The organism is Nocardioides euryhalodurans (assembly GCF_004564375.1).
In the GTDB taxonomy this organism is placed as follows: Bacteria; Actinomycetota; Actinomycetes; order Propionibacteriales; family Nocardioidaceae; genus Nocardioides; species Nocardioides euryhalodurans.
Map to the genome: position 1 here is coordinate 753936 of NZ_CP038267.1, position 16078 is coordinate 770013.

13 protein-coding genes are annotated in these 16078 nt (G+C 72.7%); 2 read left to right on the top strand and 11 right to left on the bottom strand.

Annotation, left to right across the window (positions count from 1 at the left end; translation table 11 throughout):
* Positions 1 to 33: 33 nt before the first annotated feature.
* The 4 genes from pgsA to EXE57_RS03605 all read right to left on the bottom strand — a co-directional run bounded on the left by pgsA (position 34) and on the right by EXE57_RS03605 (position 6365).
* Positions 34 to 681 carry a CDP-diacylglycerol--glycerol-3-phosphate 3-phosphatidyltransferase gene (gene pgsA, locus EXE57_RS03590; protein ID WP_135074075.1) on the bottom strand — a complete coding sequence of 216 codons (648 nt, stop codon included), beginning with the start codon at positions 679 to 681 and terminating at the stop codon, positions 34 to 36.
* A complete protein-coding gene (gene rimO / locus EXE57_RS03595; RefSeq protein WP_208543050.1) occupies positions 678 to 2060 on the bottom strand; it encodes a 30S ribosomal protein S12 methylthiotransferase RimO in 1383 nt (460 codons plus the stop codon). Before rimO ends, pgsA begins: the two co-directional genes overlap by 4 nt.
* A gap of 118 nt (positions 2061 to 2178) precedes the next feature.
* Complete coding sequence (locus EXE57_RS03600) at positions 2179 to 4050, bottom strand: helix-turn-helix domain-containing protein (RefSeq protein WP_135074079.1); 1872 nt, start codon at positions 4048 to 4050, stop codon at positions 2179 to 2181.
* Positions 4050 to 6365 (bottom strand): FtsK/SpoIIIE family DNA translocase, encoded by a 2316-nt coding sequence (locus EXE57_RS03605; RefSeq protein ID WP_244246976.1) that lies wholly within the window; start codon positions 6363 to 6365, stop codon positions 4050 to 4052. Before EXE57_RS03605 ends, EXE57_RS03600 begins: the two co-directional genes overlap by 1 nt.
* A 112-nt stretch (positions 6366 to 6477) precedes the next feature.
* On the opposite strand from EXE57_RS03605, the gene EXE57_RS20090 reads away from it, so the two are divergent.
* The gene (locus tag EXE57_RS20090; protein WP_244246977.1) at positions 6478 to 6645 is read left to right on the top strand and encodes a hypothetical protein; all 168 of its coding nucleotides are present in this window, start codon (positions 6478 to 6480) and stop codon (positions 6643 to 6645) included.
* 58 nt (positions 6646 to 6703) lie between these two features.
* On the opposite strand, the gene EXE57_RS03610 is transcribed toward EXE57_RS20090, so the two are convergent.
* From EXE57_RS03610 to dapA, 3 genes are read right to left on the bottom strand one after another with little or no spacing between them, the layout of a single operon-like run.
* Positions 6704 to 8488 (bottom strand): sensor histidine kinase, encoded by a 1785-nt coding sequence (locus tag EXE57_RS03610; RefSeq protein ID WP_135074083.1) that lies wholly within the window; start codon positions 8486 to 8488, stop codon positions 6704 to 6706.
* 17 nt (positions 8489 to 8505) lie between these two features.
* Positions 8506 to 10197, bottom strand: a complete 1692-nt coding sequence (locus EXE57_RS03615; protein ID WP_135074085.1) for a ribonuclease J — start codon at positions 10195 to 10197, stop codon at positions 8506 to 8508.
* Positions 10198 to 10210: 13 nt separating this feature from the next.
* Positions 10211 to 11113 (bottom strand): 4-hydroxy-tetrahydrodipicolinate synthase, encoded by a 903-nt coding sequence (gene dapA, locus EXE57_RS03620; protein ID WP_135074087.1) that lies wholly within the window; start codon positions 11111 to 11113, stop codon positions 10211 to 10213.
* A gap of 151 nt (positions 11114 to 11264) precedes the next feature.
* Here dapA and EXE57_RS03625 point away from each other — a divergent pair, with 151 nt between their 5' ends.
* Entirely contained in the window at positions 11265 to 12860 is a 1596-nt protein-coding gene (locus EXE57_RS03625) for a CHAP domain-containing protein (protein WP_167305806.1), read from the top strand.
* An 18-nt stretch (positions 12861 to 12878) separates the two neighbouring features.
* Here the strand turns inward: EXE57_RS03625 and EXE57_RS03630 are convergent, their stop codons facing one another.
* From EXE57_RS03630 to EXE57_RS03645, 4 genes are all read right to left on the bottom strand, one after another.
* Positions 12879 to 13604, bottom strand: a complete 726-nt coding sequence (locus EXE57_RS03630) for a Type 1 glutamine amidotransferase-like domain-containing protein (protein WP_135074091.1) — start codon at positions 13602 to 13604, stop codon at positions 12879 to 12881.
* Positions 13605 to 13614: 10 nt separating this feature from the next.
* Positions 13615 to 14103 (bottom strand): dihydrofolate reductase, encoded by a 489-nt coding sequence (locus EXE57_RS03635; protein WP_135074093.1) that lies wholly within the window; start codon positions 14101 to 14103, stop codon positions 13615 to 13617.
* The gene (locus EXE57_RS03640) at positions 14093 to 14887 is read right to left on the bottom strand and encodes a thymidylate synthase (protein ID WP_135074095.1); all 795 of its coding nucleotides are present in this window, start codon (positions 14885 to 14887) and stop codon (positions 14093 to 14095) included. Before EXE57_RS03640 ends, EXE57_RS03635 begins: the two co-directional genes overlap by 11 nt.
* Before the next feature lie 343 nt (positions 14888 to 15230).
* A complete protein-coding gene (locus tag EXE57_RS03645; protein WP_135074097.1) occupies positions 15231 to 16055 on the bottom strand; it encodes a PhzF family phenazine biosynthesis protein in 825 nt (274 codons plus the stop codon).
* Positions 16056 to 16078 lie beyond the last annotated feature (23 nt).

Consider the following 16078-nt stretch of genomic DNA (forward strand, 5'->3'; position numbering starts at 1 on the left):
GGACATGATGAAGATCCGGTGACGATCTTGTGATCAGTTGCCGGTGCGTTCGGAGCCCATCTGGTGTCGCTGGCGCCACACGTCGCGGAAGAACTCGTAGCCCGACCACAGGGTCATCACGACGGCACCGGCGAGGGCGAGCTGCGCGGCGTAGAAGAGGATCTCGCCGGCGACGCCGAACTGGTCGAAGGCGCCCCCGTGGGCGTCGCCGTGCGGCAGCGGCAGGGTCAGGCCGGCGAGCGCGATGGCCTGCAGGGTGGTCTTGATCTTCCCGCTGTTGGCCGCGGCGATCACCACGTGGCGCAGGACGGAGAGCCGCAGCAACGTCACGCTCCACTCGCGGAGCAGCACCACGATGGTCACCCACCACCAGATGTCGCCGACGATCGAGAGCCCGATGAAGGCCATGCCGGTGATCGCCTTGTCGGCGATCGGGTCGGCGATCTTGCCGAAGTTGGTCACCAGGTCGTGCTTGCGGGCGAGGTCGCCGTCGATCTTGTCGGTGATCATGGCGCCCACGAAGATCGCGAAGGCCACCAGCCGCCAGGTGATCGAGTCGCCACCGTCCTGGAGCAGCGCCCACGCGAAGAACGGCACCATCACGATGCGCAGCGCGGTGAGGATGTTGGGCAGGTTCAGGTTGCCCCGCTGTCGTCCGGCCAGGCTGTTGCTGCCGCTCATGGCGACTCCTTCGCGTGCAGGTCCACGCCCTCGGTGGCCACGACCTCGGCCCTGACCAGGTCGCCGACCCGGGCGGCGGACCCCACGAGGTACGTCGACCCGTCGACCTCCGGCCCCTGGTGTGCGGCCCGACCGACCACCTCGTCGTCGTCGACGTGCTCGACGAGCACCTCGACCGTCTCGCCGATCCGCTCCTCGGCCCGCTGGGCGGTGAGCTCCTCGACGAGGTTGGTGACGTGCTCGGTCCGGGCCCGGATCTCGTCCTCGTCCAGCTTGCCGCCGTAGGACGCGGCCTCGGTGCCGTCCTCGTCGGAGTAGCCGAAGACCCCGGTGACGTCCATCCGCGCCGCGACCAGGAAGTCGCACAGCGTCTGCAGCTCGGCCTCGGTCTCCCCGGGGAAGCCGACGATCACGTTGGACCTCACGCCCGCGTCCGGCGCGAGCGCACGCACCTGGTCGAGCAGCCCGAGGAAGGACTCCGGGTCGCCGAAGCGGCGCATCCGGCGCAGCACGTCGGCGCTCGCGTGCTGGAACGACAGGTCGAAGTACGGGGCGACACCGGGCGTGGTCGCGATCGCCTCCACCAGGCCCGGCCGGGTCTCGGCGGGCTGGAGGTAGGACACCCGCACGCGGTCGATCCCCTCGACCGCGGCGAGCTCGGGCAGCAGCGTCTCGAGCAGCCTCAGGTCACCGAGGTCCTTGCCGTACGACGTGGAGTTCTCGCTCACGAGGAACACCTCGCGGACGCCCTGGCCTGCCAGCCACACCGCCTCGCCGAGCACGTCGGAGGGGCGACGGCTCACGAACGAGCCGCGGAAGCTGGGGATGGCGCAGAACGAGCAGCGCCGGTCGCAGCCGCTCGCCAGCTTGAGCGGCGACATCGGTCCGCCGTCGAGCCGCCGGCGCACGGCACGTGGCCCACCCAGCCCCGGGACGCTGATGTCGTCGACGGAGGTCGCACGGTCGACGGGGCTGATCGGCAGCAGCTTGCGCCGGTCCTGCGGGGTGTGGGGGTGGTGCGTCTCGCCCGCGACGATCGACCGCAGCCGGGCCGCGATGTCGGGGTAGTCGTCGAAGCCGAGCACGGCGTCGGCCTCGGGGAGCGACTCGGCCAGGTCCTTGCCGTAGCGCTCGGCGAGGCAGCCCACGGCGACGACGGCCTGGGTGGTCCCGGCGGCCTTCAGGTCGGCCGCCTCGAGCAGCGTGTCGACGCTGTCCTTCTTGGCCGCCTCGACGAACCCGCAGGTGTTGACCACGACCGTGTCGGCGCTCCCGGCGTCGTCGACGAGCATGAAGCCGTCGGCGGCGAGCCGCCCGGCGAGCTCCTCGGAGTCGACCTCGTTGCGGGCGCAGCCGAGGGTCACCAGGGCGACCGACAGCGGCTGGTCGGGGAGGGAGGCGGGCTCGGGACGGCGCGTGGGAGTGCTCATGCTCCTCACGAGTATGCCGCCTCCGGCCCGGCAACCCCGCCTCGGCGGGTCCGGCCGGTGACCCTGGTCACCCCGTGACGGTGAAGATGTCGGTCGCCCGCTCCCCCGTCACGCCGAGCGCGCCCCGCTCCTCGCCGTCCACGGTGGCGGTCAGCGAACCGTCGGACGTCTGGATCCTCACCGGCGGCGAGACCTGGAACGTGCGGCTCTCCCCGAAGGCCAGGCCGCCGTCGAAGACGACCGTGCCGGTCCCGTCGCGGAGCACGACCTGGGCGCCGCCGCCCTCGGCGGTCAGCAGCACCGGCACCTTCGGCGCCGCCCTCCCCTGCCCGTTGTCCACGCCCGCGGAGCCGTTGAGCACCGGGGTGTCGCTGCGCAGCTCGACCGGGCTGTCGGTGATCAGGCGCACGACCGACCACGCGAGCACGAGTGCCATCACCACGGCGACGAGCACCGACCAGTTCGGTCCGCCGCGGGTGCCGCGGATCGAGCCGTGGGCACCGGTGGCGAGCTCGGCCTCGAACACCCGGCGGGGGTTGATCGGGGCGTCGGCGTAGCGGTCGTCGTACGTCGAGAGCAGCGGGGCGACGTCCACGCCGAGCACCCGGGCGAGCGTGCGCAGGTGGCCGCGAGCGTAGAAGTCACCGCCGCACGGGGCGAAGTCGTCGACCTCGATCGACTCGATGACGTGGGGACGGATCCGGGTCCGGTCGGCCAGCTGGTCGACCGTCAGCCCGAGCCGGGTCCGGGCGGCCGCGAACTCCGGTCCGATGACCGGGTCCTCGGCCGGCTCCACGCCGGGGTCGCTGATCAGCAGCGGCTCGACCGCGTGGCCGGCCCTGGCGATCGGCGAGACCCGCTCGCCCCAGACCACGGTGTCCTCGACCAGGCTGACGCTGCCGGGCCGGCGCTGCTCGCGCCCGGCGAGCTCCTCGTCCTCGGTCTCGGCCTCACGACGGACCTCGGCGCGGACCGCCGGGGTGTGCTCGCGCAGCGGGCTGGGCGTGGCGCTGACCGGGCCCTCCGGCTCCGCGGGCTCGTCCACCTCGTCGACGGGCTCGACGTCGTCGAGCTCCGCGTCCTGCTCGTCACGGCGACGCTGGCGCCAGCCGGAGACCCGGAAGATGGCGTGGGCGATCCGGGGTCGCGGACCGGACGTCGGCAGCGGCTCCCCGTCGTGCCCCTCGAACGCCTCGGCCCCGGCGTCGTCGGGCACCGTCTCGACCGGAACCGCGACCTCGGGCTCCGGGACCGGAGCCACCTCGGCGGGAGCAGCGACCGCACCCTGGGGCTCGTCGGTGACCTCCTCCTCGGTCGTCGACGCGGGGGCGATCTCGACCACGCGGCTGGTGCCTCCGGAGAGGACGGCCAGCGCCGCGGTCAGGTCGTCACCGGCGCCGGTGACGCGCGTCGTCAGCCCGAGCGGCACGGCGAACGGCGCGCCGTAGAGCCGCTGGCTCAGCCGCGACTGGCGCCGGCCGCTGCGGTCGAGCTCCTCGACCAGGCGGGCCGGGTTGTGCACCACCATCGCCAGCCGCCCGTCGCGCAGCAGTCCGCGGCGCGGCGTGTGCTCGACCCGGCTCAGGGCGCCCCAGGGCAGGCCGCGCCAGTCACGACCGAGCCGCAACCGGACGCCCTGGGCGTCGGCCACGAGCAGGGGCGTACGGGCGTCGACCAGCGCCACCAGGTGTGCGACCCCGAGCAGGCCCAGCACGCCGGCCAGCACCCAGTCGAGCGTCGCGCCCGTGGCGGAGGCCCGGGCGAGGTAGGCGATGGCCACCGCGGACGCGAGGCCACCGACCAGCGCGGCGAGGCCGGCGTTGCGGCGTACCTCGACGGCGTCGGGGGCCAGCGTCAGCGCCGTCCGGTTGCCGTCCTCGGTCTCGTCGTTCCCGTCTGCCCTGTCGTCGAGGACAGGTGCGGACTCCAGGCTGCTCATCAGGCCTCCCCCTGCACAGTGGCGATCACGCCGTCGATCTCGTCGGGCTTCACGAGCACGTCACGGGCCTTGGAGCCCTCACTGGGTCCGACCACCCCGCGACTCTCGAGGATGTCCATCAGCCGGCCCGCCTTCGCGAAACCGACCCGGAGCTTGCGCTGCAGCATCGAGGTCGACCCGAACTGCGTGGAGACGACCAGCTCGATGGCCTGCACCACGAGCTCCATGTCGTCGCCGATGTCGTCGTCGAGCTCGCGCTTGGCCTGCGCCGGAGCGGTCACCTCGTCGACGTACGTCGGCTCGAGCTGCTGCTTGCAGTGGCCGACGACCTGGTGGATCTCGGCCTCGGTCACCCAGGAGCCCTGGACGCGCACCGGCTTGGAGGCGCCCATCGGCAGGAACAGCCCGTCACCCTGGCCGACCAGCTTCTCGGCACCCGGCTGGTCGAGGATGACCCGGCTGTCGGCGAGCGAGGAGGTGGCGAAGGCGAGCCGCGACGGGACGTTGGCCTTGATCAGGCCGGTCACCACGTCGACGCTGGGCCGCTGCGTGGCGAGCACCAGGTGGATGCCGGCCGCACGGGCCAGCTGGGTGATCCGGACCACCGAGTCCTCGACGTCGCGCGGGGCGACCATCATCAGGTCGGCCAGCTCGTCGACGACCACCAGCAGGTAGGGGTAGGGCGACAGCTCGCGCTCGCTCCCCGCCGGCAGCTCCACCCTGCCCCCGCGCACCGCCTTGTTGAAGTCGTCGATGTGGCGGAACCCGAAGTTGGCGAGGTCGTCGTAGCGCATGTCCATCTCGCGCACGACCCACTGCAGCGCCTCGGCGGCCTTCTTGGGGTTGGTGATGATCGGGGTGATGAGGTGCGGGATGCCCTCGTAGGCGTTGAGCTCGACCCGCTTGGGGTCGACCAGGATCATCCGCACCTCGTCGGGCGTGGAGCGCACCAGCACCGAGCTGATCATCGAGTTGATGAACGACGACTTGCCGGAGCCGGTCGCGCCGGCCACCAGCAGGTGGGGCATCTTCGCGAGGTTGGCCACCACGAACCCGCCCTCGACGTCCTTGCCGAGGCCGGCCACCATCGGGTGGTGGTCGCCGCGCGCGACGCCGGAGCGGAGCACGTCGCCGAGGGAGACGATCTCCTTGTCGAGGTTGGGGATCTCGATGCCGATCGCCGACTTGCCGGGGATCGGGCTGAGGATCCGCACGTCCGCGGAGGCGACGGCGTAGGCGATGTTCTTGGAGAGGGCGGTGACCTTCTCGACCTTGACCGCCGGTCCGAGCTCGACCTCGTAGCGGGTGACCGTCGGTCCGCGGGTGTAGCCCGTGACCTGGGCGTCGATCCCGAACTCCTCGAGGACCTGGGTGAGTCGGTCGACGACCGCGTCGCTGGCCTTGGAGCGCGCCTTGTGGACGGACCCGGGCTTGAGGATCGCGTTGTCGGGCAGCGAGTAGGTGATGTCACCGGAGAGGGCGAGCTGCTCCACCCGCTGCGGGATCGGCGTGTGGGGCGGCGGCTCGAGGTCGGCGCGCGGGTCGACGACCGGGGTCGGCTCGGTCGGCGGCTCCTCCGCGAGGGGCTCGACCTTCTTGCGGCGGGACTTCCGCTCGCGCTCCTCGAGCACGGGCGAGTCGTAGGCCGGGTCACCCATCTCGGGGTCGACGTCGTCGAGCGCCCGCCCGCGCCGGGTGCGCATCGGCTGGGTGGTGTCGTCGGCTCCGGGCTCCTCGACGGGGGTACGGCCGAGCATCCGGTCGCGCAGCTCGGCGAGCCGGACCGGCACCTGGTAGACGGGCGTCGCGGTGATGACCAGGACGCCGAAGACCGCGATCAGCACCAGCAGCGGCACCACGACGTAGGGAGAGCGCAGCAGGTCGAGCAGCAGGCTGGACACGACGAAGCCGACCGCCCCGCCGCCGAACTGGAGCTGCGAGGCGTCACCGAGCTCGGGCTGCGGGTTGCCGCTGGCGATGTGGACTATCCCGAGGGAGCCGAAGGCGAGCGCGAGCCAGCCGATCACCTGCCGTCCGGCAGGACCGTTGTGCTCGGGGTCGCGCATGTTGCGCCAGCCGATCAGCACCAGCATCACGGGGACCAGCCAGCCGACCTTGCCGACGGAGCCGGAGACGACCGTCCGGGCCACGTCCATGGCGCCGCCGGGAAGCTGCCACCACACGGCGGCCGCCGCGACGACCGCCAGCCCGATCAGGAAGAGCCCGACGCCGTCGCGGCGCTGCTCGGGCTCGAGGTCACGGGCGGCACCACCGATCCGGCGCGCGCCGGCGCCGACGCCGTGGGCGGCGGCCATCCAGGTCGCCGCGACGCCCCGACCGAGCGCGCCGAAGCCCCGCGAGACCGGGCCCTGCCCGGAGCGGACGGCACGAGGAGCGGGACGGCGCTTCTTCGTCGAGGTGCGCTTCTTGGCCGCCGCGCTCCTGGACGAGGACGCGCTGCGGCTGCTGGTGCCCTTGCGGGTACTCCGTGGTCGGGAGGTCGAGCCGCCTCGTGAGCTCCCGGAGGACCGGGACGAGGACGTGCTCTTGCTCCGCGACCCCGGCGGGGAAGACGTACGGGTCGCCATGGTGTGAAGGCTAGGCCACAGTCACACCAGTCACACGGACCACACGATGCGTGTCGGCTGCGGGCTCACTCCCCGGCCAGCGGCACGGTCAGCACGAAGGTGCTCCCCTTGCCCAGGTCGGACTCGACCTCGATGGTCCCGCCGTGCGCCTCGGCGATGGTCCGGGAGATGGCGAGCCCCAGCCCGGTGCCCGGGATGGTGAGGGCGTCGGGGTTGGTCGAGCGGTGGAAGGCAGAGAAGAGGTGGACCTGGTCCTGGCGCGAGATCCCGAGCCCGGTGTCGCTCACCACCACCCGCGCCGCCCCGTCGTCGGCGTGGACCAGGATGGTCACCTGCCCGCCGCGCTGGGTGTACTTGACGGCGTTGCTGCAGAGGTTGTCGACGACCTTGGGGAGGTCCTCCCGGTCGCCCAGGACCACCACCGGAGCCTCCGGAAGCTCCAGCCGGATCTCGACCCCGGCGCCGTCGGCCTGGACCCGGAGCATCTCCGCGGCCGCGCGACACAGCTCGGCAAGGTCCACGGGGACGCGTTCGATCTCACGTCGGCTCTGGATGCGGGAGTAGTTGAGGAGGTTGGTCACCAGCCGGTCGAGCCGCGCCGCGTTGCGGGCGATGGCGTCGACGGAGGTGGGCTGCACGCCCGCGTCGGCGAGCAGCTCGGTGTGGCCCATGATCGAGGTGAGCGGCGTCTTGAGCTCGTGGCTGATGGTCGCGATCAGCTCGCCCTTGTAGCGGTCGAGCTCGCGCAGCTCGGAGACCAGCCGCAGCTCGGTCCGCCGCAGCCGGGCGTCGCGCACCAGGCGGCCGAGCTCGCGACCGGCCTCGTGGACCGCGTCGAGCTCCTCCTCCTCGAAGGGCGACTGGTCGGGCCGGCGGAGCACGACGAGGTAGCCGAGCACCTCGCGGTCGACCCCGATCGGCGCGAGCAGGCAGCCACCCCAGTGGTGGGCCGCGAGGTGGGGGCGAACGACGTCGACGGCGGCGTCACCCTCCTCGCCCGGCTCCGGCATCGCCGCGATCGTGTAGGGGCGCACCAGCCCCTCCCCCGCCCGGCGCGTCAGCGCGGACCGGATCGCCTCGACCGTCCCGGCCGGGGCGCGAGGGTCGTCGGGGAAGCCGGCCGAGGACTCGATCGGGTCGGCGGCGTTGTCGGCGAAGCACCGCACCGTCACCTGCGGTGAGTCCAGGGCCTCGGACAGGGCCTGCGCCGCACCGCGGAGTCCGTCGTCGAGGTCGCGGTGGACCGAGAACGCCAGCGTCTTGAGCGCCTCGCCGAGGCGGACCTGGCGGCTCAGCTGCTCGCGGCGCTGCGCGTGCTCCAGGGCCAGACCTGCCTGGACGACGAACATCTCGAGCAGCTCGCGACCCTGCTGGTCGGGAACCTTGTTGCCCGGCGGCAGGTCGACGGCCATGTTGCCGAGGAGCTCGCCGTTGGAGGAGTAGAGGGGGGCGTAGAGCGTGTCGAGCGGGTGCCACGCCTCGGGGTCCGGGCTCACCGAGAGCGACGGGACCCACAGGCTCTCGACCGTCTCCGACGGGAGCCGCTCGTGGGGCAGGAAGCGCAGGATCCCCCAGTGGTCGGCCATCCGGAACTCCTCCAGGATGAGCGACGCGGGCGTACGCCGGCCGATGATCTGCTCGCGCACGTCCTCAGGTCCCGCGCAGGCGGTCATCACCAGCGTGTCGCCCTCGAGCCGGGCGATCGCCGCCACGCCGTAGCCCAGCCCCTCGACGACCCCCTGCGCGATCTCCTCGAGGACCTCGGCGAGGTCGGTCGAGCCGATGACGCGGCGGGTGACCTCGTAGAGGCGTCGGACTCCGTCGGCGTGGAACGTGTCGGACCGCGCCATGTCCCCTCCCGCCCTGCTCAGGCCTCGATCACCACGGGGATGATCATCGGCCGACGACGATGCCTGTTGCTGACCCACCGACCCACGACCCGCCGCACCGTCTGCTGCAGCTGGTAGGAGTCGGCGACCCCGTCGGCCACGGCGCGGTCCAGTGCGTCGATGATCGGTTGCCGGATGTCGTCGAAGGTCGAGTCGTCCTCCGCGAATCCCCGGGCATGGATCTCCGGACCGCCCGCCACCTTTCCGGTGACGGAGTCGACGACCACGATGACAGAGATGAACCCCTCTTCGCCGAGGATTCGCCGGTCCTTGAGGTCGGACTCGGTGATGTCGCCCACGGAGGAGCCGTCGACGAAGACGTAACCGCACTCGACCTTGCCCGCCACGCGGGCGCGGCCGTCGACCAGGTCGACCACCACGCCGTCCTCGGCGAGCACGACGTTCTCGGCGGGGACGCCGGTGGCGCGCGCCAGCGCGGCGTTGGCCAGCATGTGCCGGATCTCGCCGTGGACCGGGAGCACGTTGCGCGGCTTGACGATGTTGTAGCAGTAGAGGAGCTCGCCGGCCGACGCGTGGCCGCTGACGTGCACCAGGGCGTTGCCCTTGTGGACGACGTTCGCCCCCCAGCGGGCCAACCCGTTGATGACCCGGAAGACGGCGTTCTCGTTGCCGGGGATCAGCGAGGACGCGAGGACGACGGTGTCGCCCTCCTCGATGTGCACGAAGTTGTGGTTGCGCTGGGCGATCCGGCTCAGGGCGCTCAGCGGCTCCCCCTGGCTGCCGGTCGAGATCAGCACCTGACGCTCCGGTGGGAGGTCGGCCAGCTCCTTGGCGTCCACCAGCACGCCGGCAGGCACGGTGAGGTAGCCGAGGTCGCGCGCGATCGCCATGTTGCGGACCATGGAGCGGCCGACGTACGCGACCTTGCGGCCGTGCTCGACGGCGGCGTCGAGCACCTGCTGCACGCGGTGCACGTGGGAGGCGAAGCAGGCGACGATGATCCGCTGGCGGCTCTCGTGGAAGACCCGCTCCAGGACCGGCGAGATCTCCTTCTCGGAAGTCGTGAAGCCCGGCACCTCGGCGTTGGTCGAGTCGGTGAGGAAGAGGTCGACCCCCTCCTCGCCGAGCCGCGCGAAGGCGCGCAGGTCCGTGATCCGTCCGTCCAGCGGGAGCTGGTCCATCTTGAAGTCGCCGGTGTGGAGCACCATGCCGGCGCCCGTGCGGATCGCAACGGCCAGGGCGTCGGGGATCGAGTGGTTGACCGCGACGAACTCGAGGTCGAAGGGCCCGAACGTGATCCGGTCGCCCTCCTTGACCTTGTGGTGGACGGTCTCGCGCAGCCGGTGCTCGCGCAGCTTGCTGTCGAGCAGGGCCAGCGTCAGCTCCGAGCCGACGAGCGGGATGTCACCCCGCTCGCGCAGCAGGAAGGGCGTGGCGCCGATGTGGTCCTCGTGCCCGTGGGTGAGCACGAGGGCCTCGATCGCGTCGAGCCGGTCACGGATCGGCTCGAAGTCCGGAAGGATCAGGTCGACGCCCGGGTGGTGCTCCTCAGGGAAGAGCACGCCGCAGTCGACGACCAGCAGCCGTCCGTCGTACTCGAAGACCGTCATGTTGCGGCCGACCTCGCCGAGCCCCCCGAGAGGGGTGATCCGCAGGCCTCCGGGTGCGAGGTCGGCGGGCGCGGTCAGCTCGGGATGGGGGTGGGACATGTGTTCGCTTCCGTCAGAGGAGCCCGGACGCCGCGAGGCCGTCGCGCAGGGCGGCGACCTCCGTCTCGTCCAGGGGGAGCAGGGGGGACCGCACGTGGCGGTTGTCGATCACGCCGAGCAGCTCCAGGGCAGCCTTGGCGGTGGTGGCCCCGTAGTTGGGCACCGACATCATCGCGTCGAAGGTCGGGAGCAGTCGGCGGTAGAGGTCCAGCGCCCCGGTGTGGTCGCCGGCGAGGAAGGACTCGGCCAGCGACGCCAGCTCACGGCCGCAGGCGTGGCCGGCGACCGACACGAAGCCGCAGGCCCCGTGGGCGAGCCAGCCGAGGTGGGCGTGGTCGTCGCCGGAGTAGACGGCGTAGCCCAGGTCGAGCAGGCGTACGCCGCGCGCGAAGTCGCCCGTGGCGTCCTTGACCGCGACCACCGTGTCGAGGGCCGCTGCCCCCTCGTAGGTCGCCAGGGAGATCGTGGTGCCGGTCCGGCCGGGCACGTCGTAGAGCATCACCGGCACCTCCGTGGCGCGGGCGACCTCGGTGAAGTGGTGAAGGACGCCGGCCTGGGAGGGCTTGCTGTAGTAGGGAGTCACGAGGAGCAGCCCGTCGACGCCGAGCTTCTCGGCCTGTCGCGCCAGCTCCACCGAGTGGGGGGTGGCGTTGGTGCCCACCCCCGCCACGACGCTCGCCCGGCCGCCCACGGCGTCGCGCACGGCGCGCAGGATGTCGGCGTTCTCGACGTCCGAGGTGGTGGCCGACTCCCCCGTCGTGCCGCTCACGACGACCCCGTCGTGGCCGTGGTCGACGAGGTGGGACGCGATCGCCGCGGTCTGCTCGAGGTCGACCGAGCCGTCGGCGTGGAAGGCCGTGGCCATCGCGGTGAGCATCCGGCCGAACGGAACCTCGGGGGCGGGTGCGGCACTCATGCGGTCAGGGTATCCGCTGACCACGCCCGAGTAGTCCGTCTGGGTCATGTTTCGCCGTTCGGCTCCGCGCCCCGTCCGGCCTGGCTGACGATGGCGCAGCGCCCGTGGTCACGGGGCAGGACGGGCGCTCCGGCTCTGCGGGAGGGACATCGTGGCCAACCACCACACGGACTCGCGTCGGTGGCGCACGCCGTTCGCGCTCCTCGTCGTGACGGCGGCGCTGCTGCTGGTGGTGCCGCCGGCGCCGGCGGCACCCACCCCGCCGAAGCAGCCCGGGCAGGCAGGCCCGGCCGACCAGAAGCCCGAGAAGGAGCCGGTGTGGACCGGCGTGCCCGGCACCAACCTCGCCCATGACAGCTACGGCTACCCCTGGCCGGCCGCTCCCGACTGCGACGAGAGCGACGTCGGCTCGGGCGGCTGCGTCAACGACGGCCTCGGGTTCTTCCAGGGCCAGTGCACCTCGTGGGTGGCCTACCGGCTCGGGCAGCGCAACGGGCTCGCCTTCAGCAACTGGTTCGAGGGCCGGCACTGGGGCAACGCCTCGGAGTGGGCGAAGGTCGCCCGGGGCCAGGGCTACAAGCCGAACGAGGTCCCGGCAGTCGGCGCGGTCGGCTGGTACGCCCGCGGCCACGTGTCCTACGTCGAGGACGTCAACAGCGACGGCAGCGTCGTCATCTCCGAGATGAACACCGACGGCCACAACGGCTTCCACGTCACCACCGTCTATCCGGGCGACTCGAGCTGGCCGGACAAGTTCCTCCACCTCGCCGACATCGTCCCCGTCGACTACACCGCGCCGGACCGACCCGAACCGGTGCGGGCCGTCTCGGCCGACGACGCCGTGGCCGTGACCTGGAAGGTCCCCGCCGACGACATCGGCGTGACCGGCTACCGGGTGCTGCGCAACGGCGTGCAGGTCGCCGAGACGGAAGCTCCGGCGTACGTCGACCGGCAGGCCTCCCCCGACCACGCCTACACCTACACCGTGCTTGCGCTCGACGCCGCCGGCAACGTCTCCGGGCCTGCCACGGCGGCGCGCTCCCAGGGCGAACCCGCGTCGCGCCGGATGCAGGGCCGCTTCCTCGACGGCAGCGGCGTCGTCGTCGCGGCCGGGGACAGCACTGCCGTCTGCGGGCGCCTCGGCACCGAGCGCGACCAGCGCGTCGGCTGCCGGCTGCGGACCCTCGACGGCTGGCACACCGTCCGGACCGGGCGGCACGTGCCGTGGGGCCTCGAGGGCACCCGCACGTTCCTCCCCGACGACCAGGGGCGCGTCTGGTTCTGCAGGGTCCTGCCCGGCGGGACCAGCGCCACCGCCTGCGTCCCGCTCGACCTCGCCACGCGGAGCTGGGGCTTCGACCGGGTCGACGCACGTCGGGAGCAGCCGGCGTACGCCACCTGGGTCGCGACCGACGTGGGGCCCTCACGCTGCGGCACCCTCGGTGACCGGGCCTCCTGCGCCACGCTCGTCGAGCGGGGCTGGAGGACCCGCACCACGGAGCCGCGCACCCGCCCCGGCGACCCGCTGTCGCGGGCGTTCGTCTCCGCACCGCGCGGGGTCGCCTTCTGCCGCAACGTCGACGACCGTGCCGTGTGCACCGAGCTCGACCTGCGCAGCCTCGCCTGGGGCCGCGACGTCGTCAGCGGCCGGGACCTCCCCCACGGACGGTGGAGCGGCCGCAGGGCCGGGCCCACCCTCTGCGTGCCTGGCGCCGGCTGCCGTGTCGTGACCCGCGCTCGAGCCTGACGCACCGCACCGTCCGGGTCACAGCCGCCGGGTCTCGAGCGGCTCCTCGACGGCCCGGCCGTCCGGGCCGCGGCTGACGACGTAGGCGCAGCCGCGGCCGTTCTCGGCCACCGCCTCGACGAGCTCGGTCCCGCGGTAGACCAGACCGACGCCGTCGTCGGTGCAGTGGGTCGTCGGCAGCGTGCCGTCGGCCACCAGCCGGTGCACGAGGGGACGGCGCCGCTCCTCGACGTCGTAGTGGACGCCGTTGCCGTAGGGCAGGAAGCCCAGGCCGTTGGTCACCGCGTCGAGCCGGGGGCCGTACGAGTCGGTGGTTCCGCCTTCGAACCAGCAGATGGAGCCGGCGCTGATCCCGGCCAGCACCACCCCGGCCTGCCAGACCCGGCGGAGGATCTCGTCGAGGCCGTGGGCGCGCCAGACCGCCAGCAGGTTGACCACCGAGCCGCCGTTGACCCAGACCACGTCCTGCGCCATCAGGTGGGCCTCGACGTCGTCGTAGCCGGGCATCGGGAAGAGGTTGAGGTGGCTGGCGCGGTAGCCGGCCCGGAAGGCGGCCTCGTCGAAACGGGCGTTCCACCACCGCTGGTCGCCCGAGGCCGTGCCGACCTGGCAGATCCGGGGCTCCCCCGTCGGCTGCGCGAGCGCGACGGCGTGGTGGACCAGACCGCCGAAGGCCAGGTCGCCCCGCTCCGGGACGACGTAGCCGCCCGAGGTGGCGAGGATCGTCGGCTGGCTGGCAGGCATGGGGCGGACCCTACGGCTTGCGCTCCCAGCGGACGACGTCGAACCCGTCCCCCGGCTCGCGGGAGGCCTCCCGCCACTCCGCCCGGTCGAACGAGGGATAGACGGTGTCGCCCTCGGGCGAGGCGTGCACCTCCGAGAGGACCTGCGCGTCCGCCAGCGGGAGGGCCGCGGCGTAGACCTGCGCCCCACCGGCGACGTAGACGTCCCCCGGCAGGTCGGCGGCGAGCCGGAGCGCCTCCTCCAGCGAGCCGGCCACGAGCACCCGCTCGTCACCGGCAGACCAGGCCGGGTCACGCGTCAGCACCACGGTGGTGCGACCCGGGAGCGGGCGCCCGATGGAGTCGTACGTCGCCCGGCCCATGACCAGCGTGTGGCCGAGCGTGGTCGCCTTGAAGTGGGCGAAGTCGGCGGGGAGGTGCCACGGGATGGAGCCGGCGTCACCGATCACCCCGTTGGCGGCGACCGCCGCGATCAGGACGACCCGCTGCTCAGACCGCAATCGGCGCCTTGATGCCGGGGTGGGGGTCGTAGCCCTCGACCGCGATGTGCTCGAGGTCGAAGCCGTCGAGGTCGGTCACGGTGGGGTCGAGCACCAGCCGGGGCAGCGGCCGCGGCTCCCGGGTGAGCTGCAGCCGGGCCTGGTCGAGGTGGTTGGTGTAGAGGTGGGCGTCGCCGAGGGTGTGGACGAAGTCACCGACCTCGAGCCCCGTGACCTGCGCGACCATGTGGGTGAGCAGGGCGTACGAGGCGATGTTGAACGGCACGCCGAGGAAGACGTCGGCGCTGCGCTGGTAGAGCTGGCAGGAGAGTCGGCCCTCGGCGACGTAGAACTGGAAGAACGCGTGGCACGGGGCGAGCGCCATCTGGGGGATGTCGGCGACGTTCCAGGCCGAGACGATGTGGCGCCGGCTGTCGGGGTCGGCTCGCAGGTTGTCGACGAGCTGGGCGACCTGGTCGACGTGGCGGCCGTCGGGCGTCGGCCAGGACCGCCACTGGTAGCCGTAGACCGGGCCGAGGTCGCCGTCCTCGTCGGCCCACTCGTCCCAGATCGTCACGCCGCGGTCCTGCAGCCACTTCACATTGGTGTCGCCGCGCAGGAACCACAGCAGCTCGGCGAAGACCGACCGCGTGTGGACCTTCTTGGTCGTGACCAGCGGGAAGCCCTCGGTGAGGTCGAAGCGCATCTGGTGGCCGAAGACGCTCAGCGTGCCCGTGCCGGTGCGGTCTCCCTTGTCGGCGCCCTCGTCGAGGATCCGCTGGAGGAGGTCCAGGTACGCCTGCATGTGTCGAGCCTAGTCGAGCGCCACGCGGGAGTCCGCGACGCGGCTCGGCAGGTCGCCTCGTTCGGCGAGAAGTTCCCGCTGGGCCGCTCCGGCCGGTGGGTCGGTGGCGCCACCTCGCTGCGTGGCGTGGCCCCATCGACGCAGTCCAACGCATGCCCTCGCCGGGCCTGGCTCCCCTGCCGCGGGCACGGATGAACGCAGGGACCACCCACCGCCCGCCACCACCCACCTCTGGGCCAGTGGGTCGTTGGCGCCACGTTGCTGCGTCGCGTGGCCCCATCGACCCACTCAGTCGCATGCCCCTCGCTGCAGACCAGGAGGAAGCCGCGGCTCCGCAGCCGGCTCAGTCGAGCGAGACGTCGCCCCGGACGACCGTCCGCGCGTCGCCGCCGATCCAGACCGTGTCGCCGTCACGCTCCACGTGGACCCGCCCGGTGCGCCCGAGGACCGTCCCCTGGGCGGCGACGTACGCCGTCGGCAGCACGGTCCCGGCGAGCCACTGGGCGATGCCGGCGTTGAGGCTGCCCGTGACCGGGTCCTCCGGGATGCCGTACCCGGGGCAGAAGGCGCGCACCTCGCACGCCGTGTCGCCCTCGGCGCGCGGGCCGACCACGCCGATCTTGAGCTCGCCGAACAGGCTCCAGTCGGGATCGAGGTCGAGGACAGCGCGGTCGTCGCGCAGCAGCACGCCCACCCAGCCGGGGCCGTTGTCGATCCACGCCAGCTCGAGCAGCTCGGACTCGTCGACCCCGAGCGCGACGGCGATGCGCGCGCGGTCGGCGAGGTCGACCGGGCCCGACCGGGTCAGCGGCGGTGCTGCGAAGGCGAGCCGGCCCGACCGCCGCACCGTCACCAGGCCCGCGCCGCACTCCTGGACGACCCGGTCCGACGAGGCCGGCGTACCGCCCGCCTCGAGCCAGGCGTGCGCGGAGCCGATCGTGGGGTGGCCGGCGAACGGGAGCTCCTCCGCCGGCGTGAAGATCCGCAGCCGGTAGTCGGCGTCGGGGGTCGTCGGCGGCAGCAGGAAGGTCGTCTCGCTCAGGTTCGTCCAGTGGGCGAAGGCCTGCATCCGGGCCTCGTCGAGCCCCTCCGCGTCGTGGACGACCGCCACGGGGTTGCCGCCCACGGGGACGTGGGAGAAGACGTCGACCTGCCGGAAGCTGCGCACGGGTCCACGCTAGTGGAGTCCGT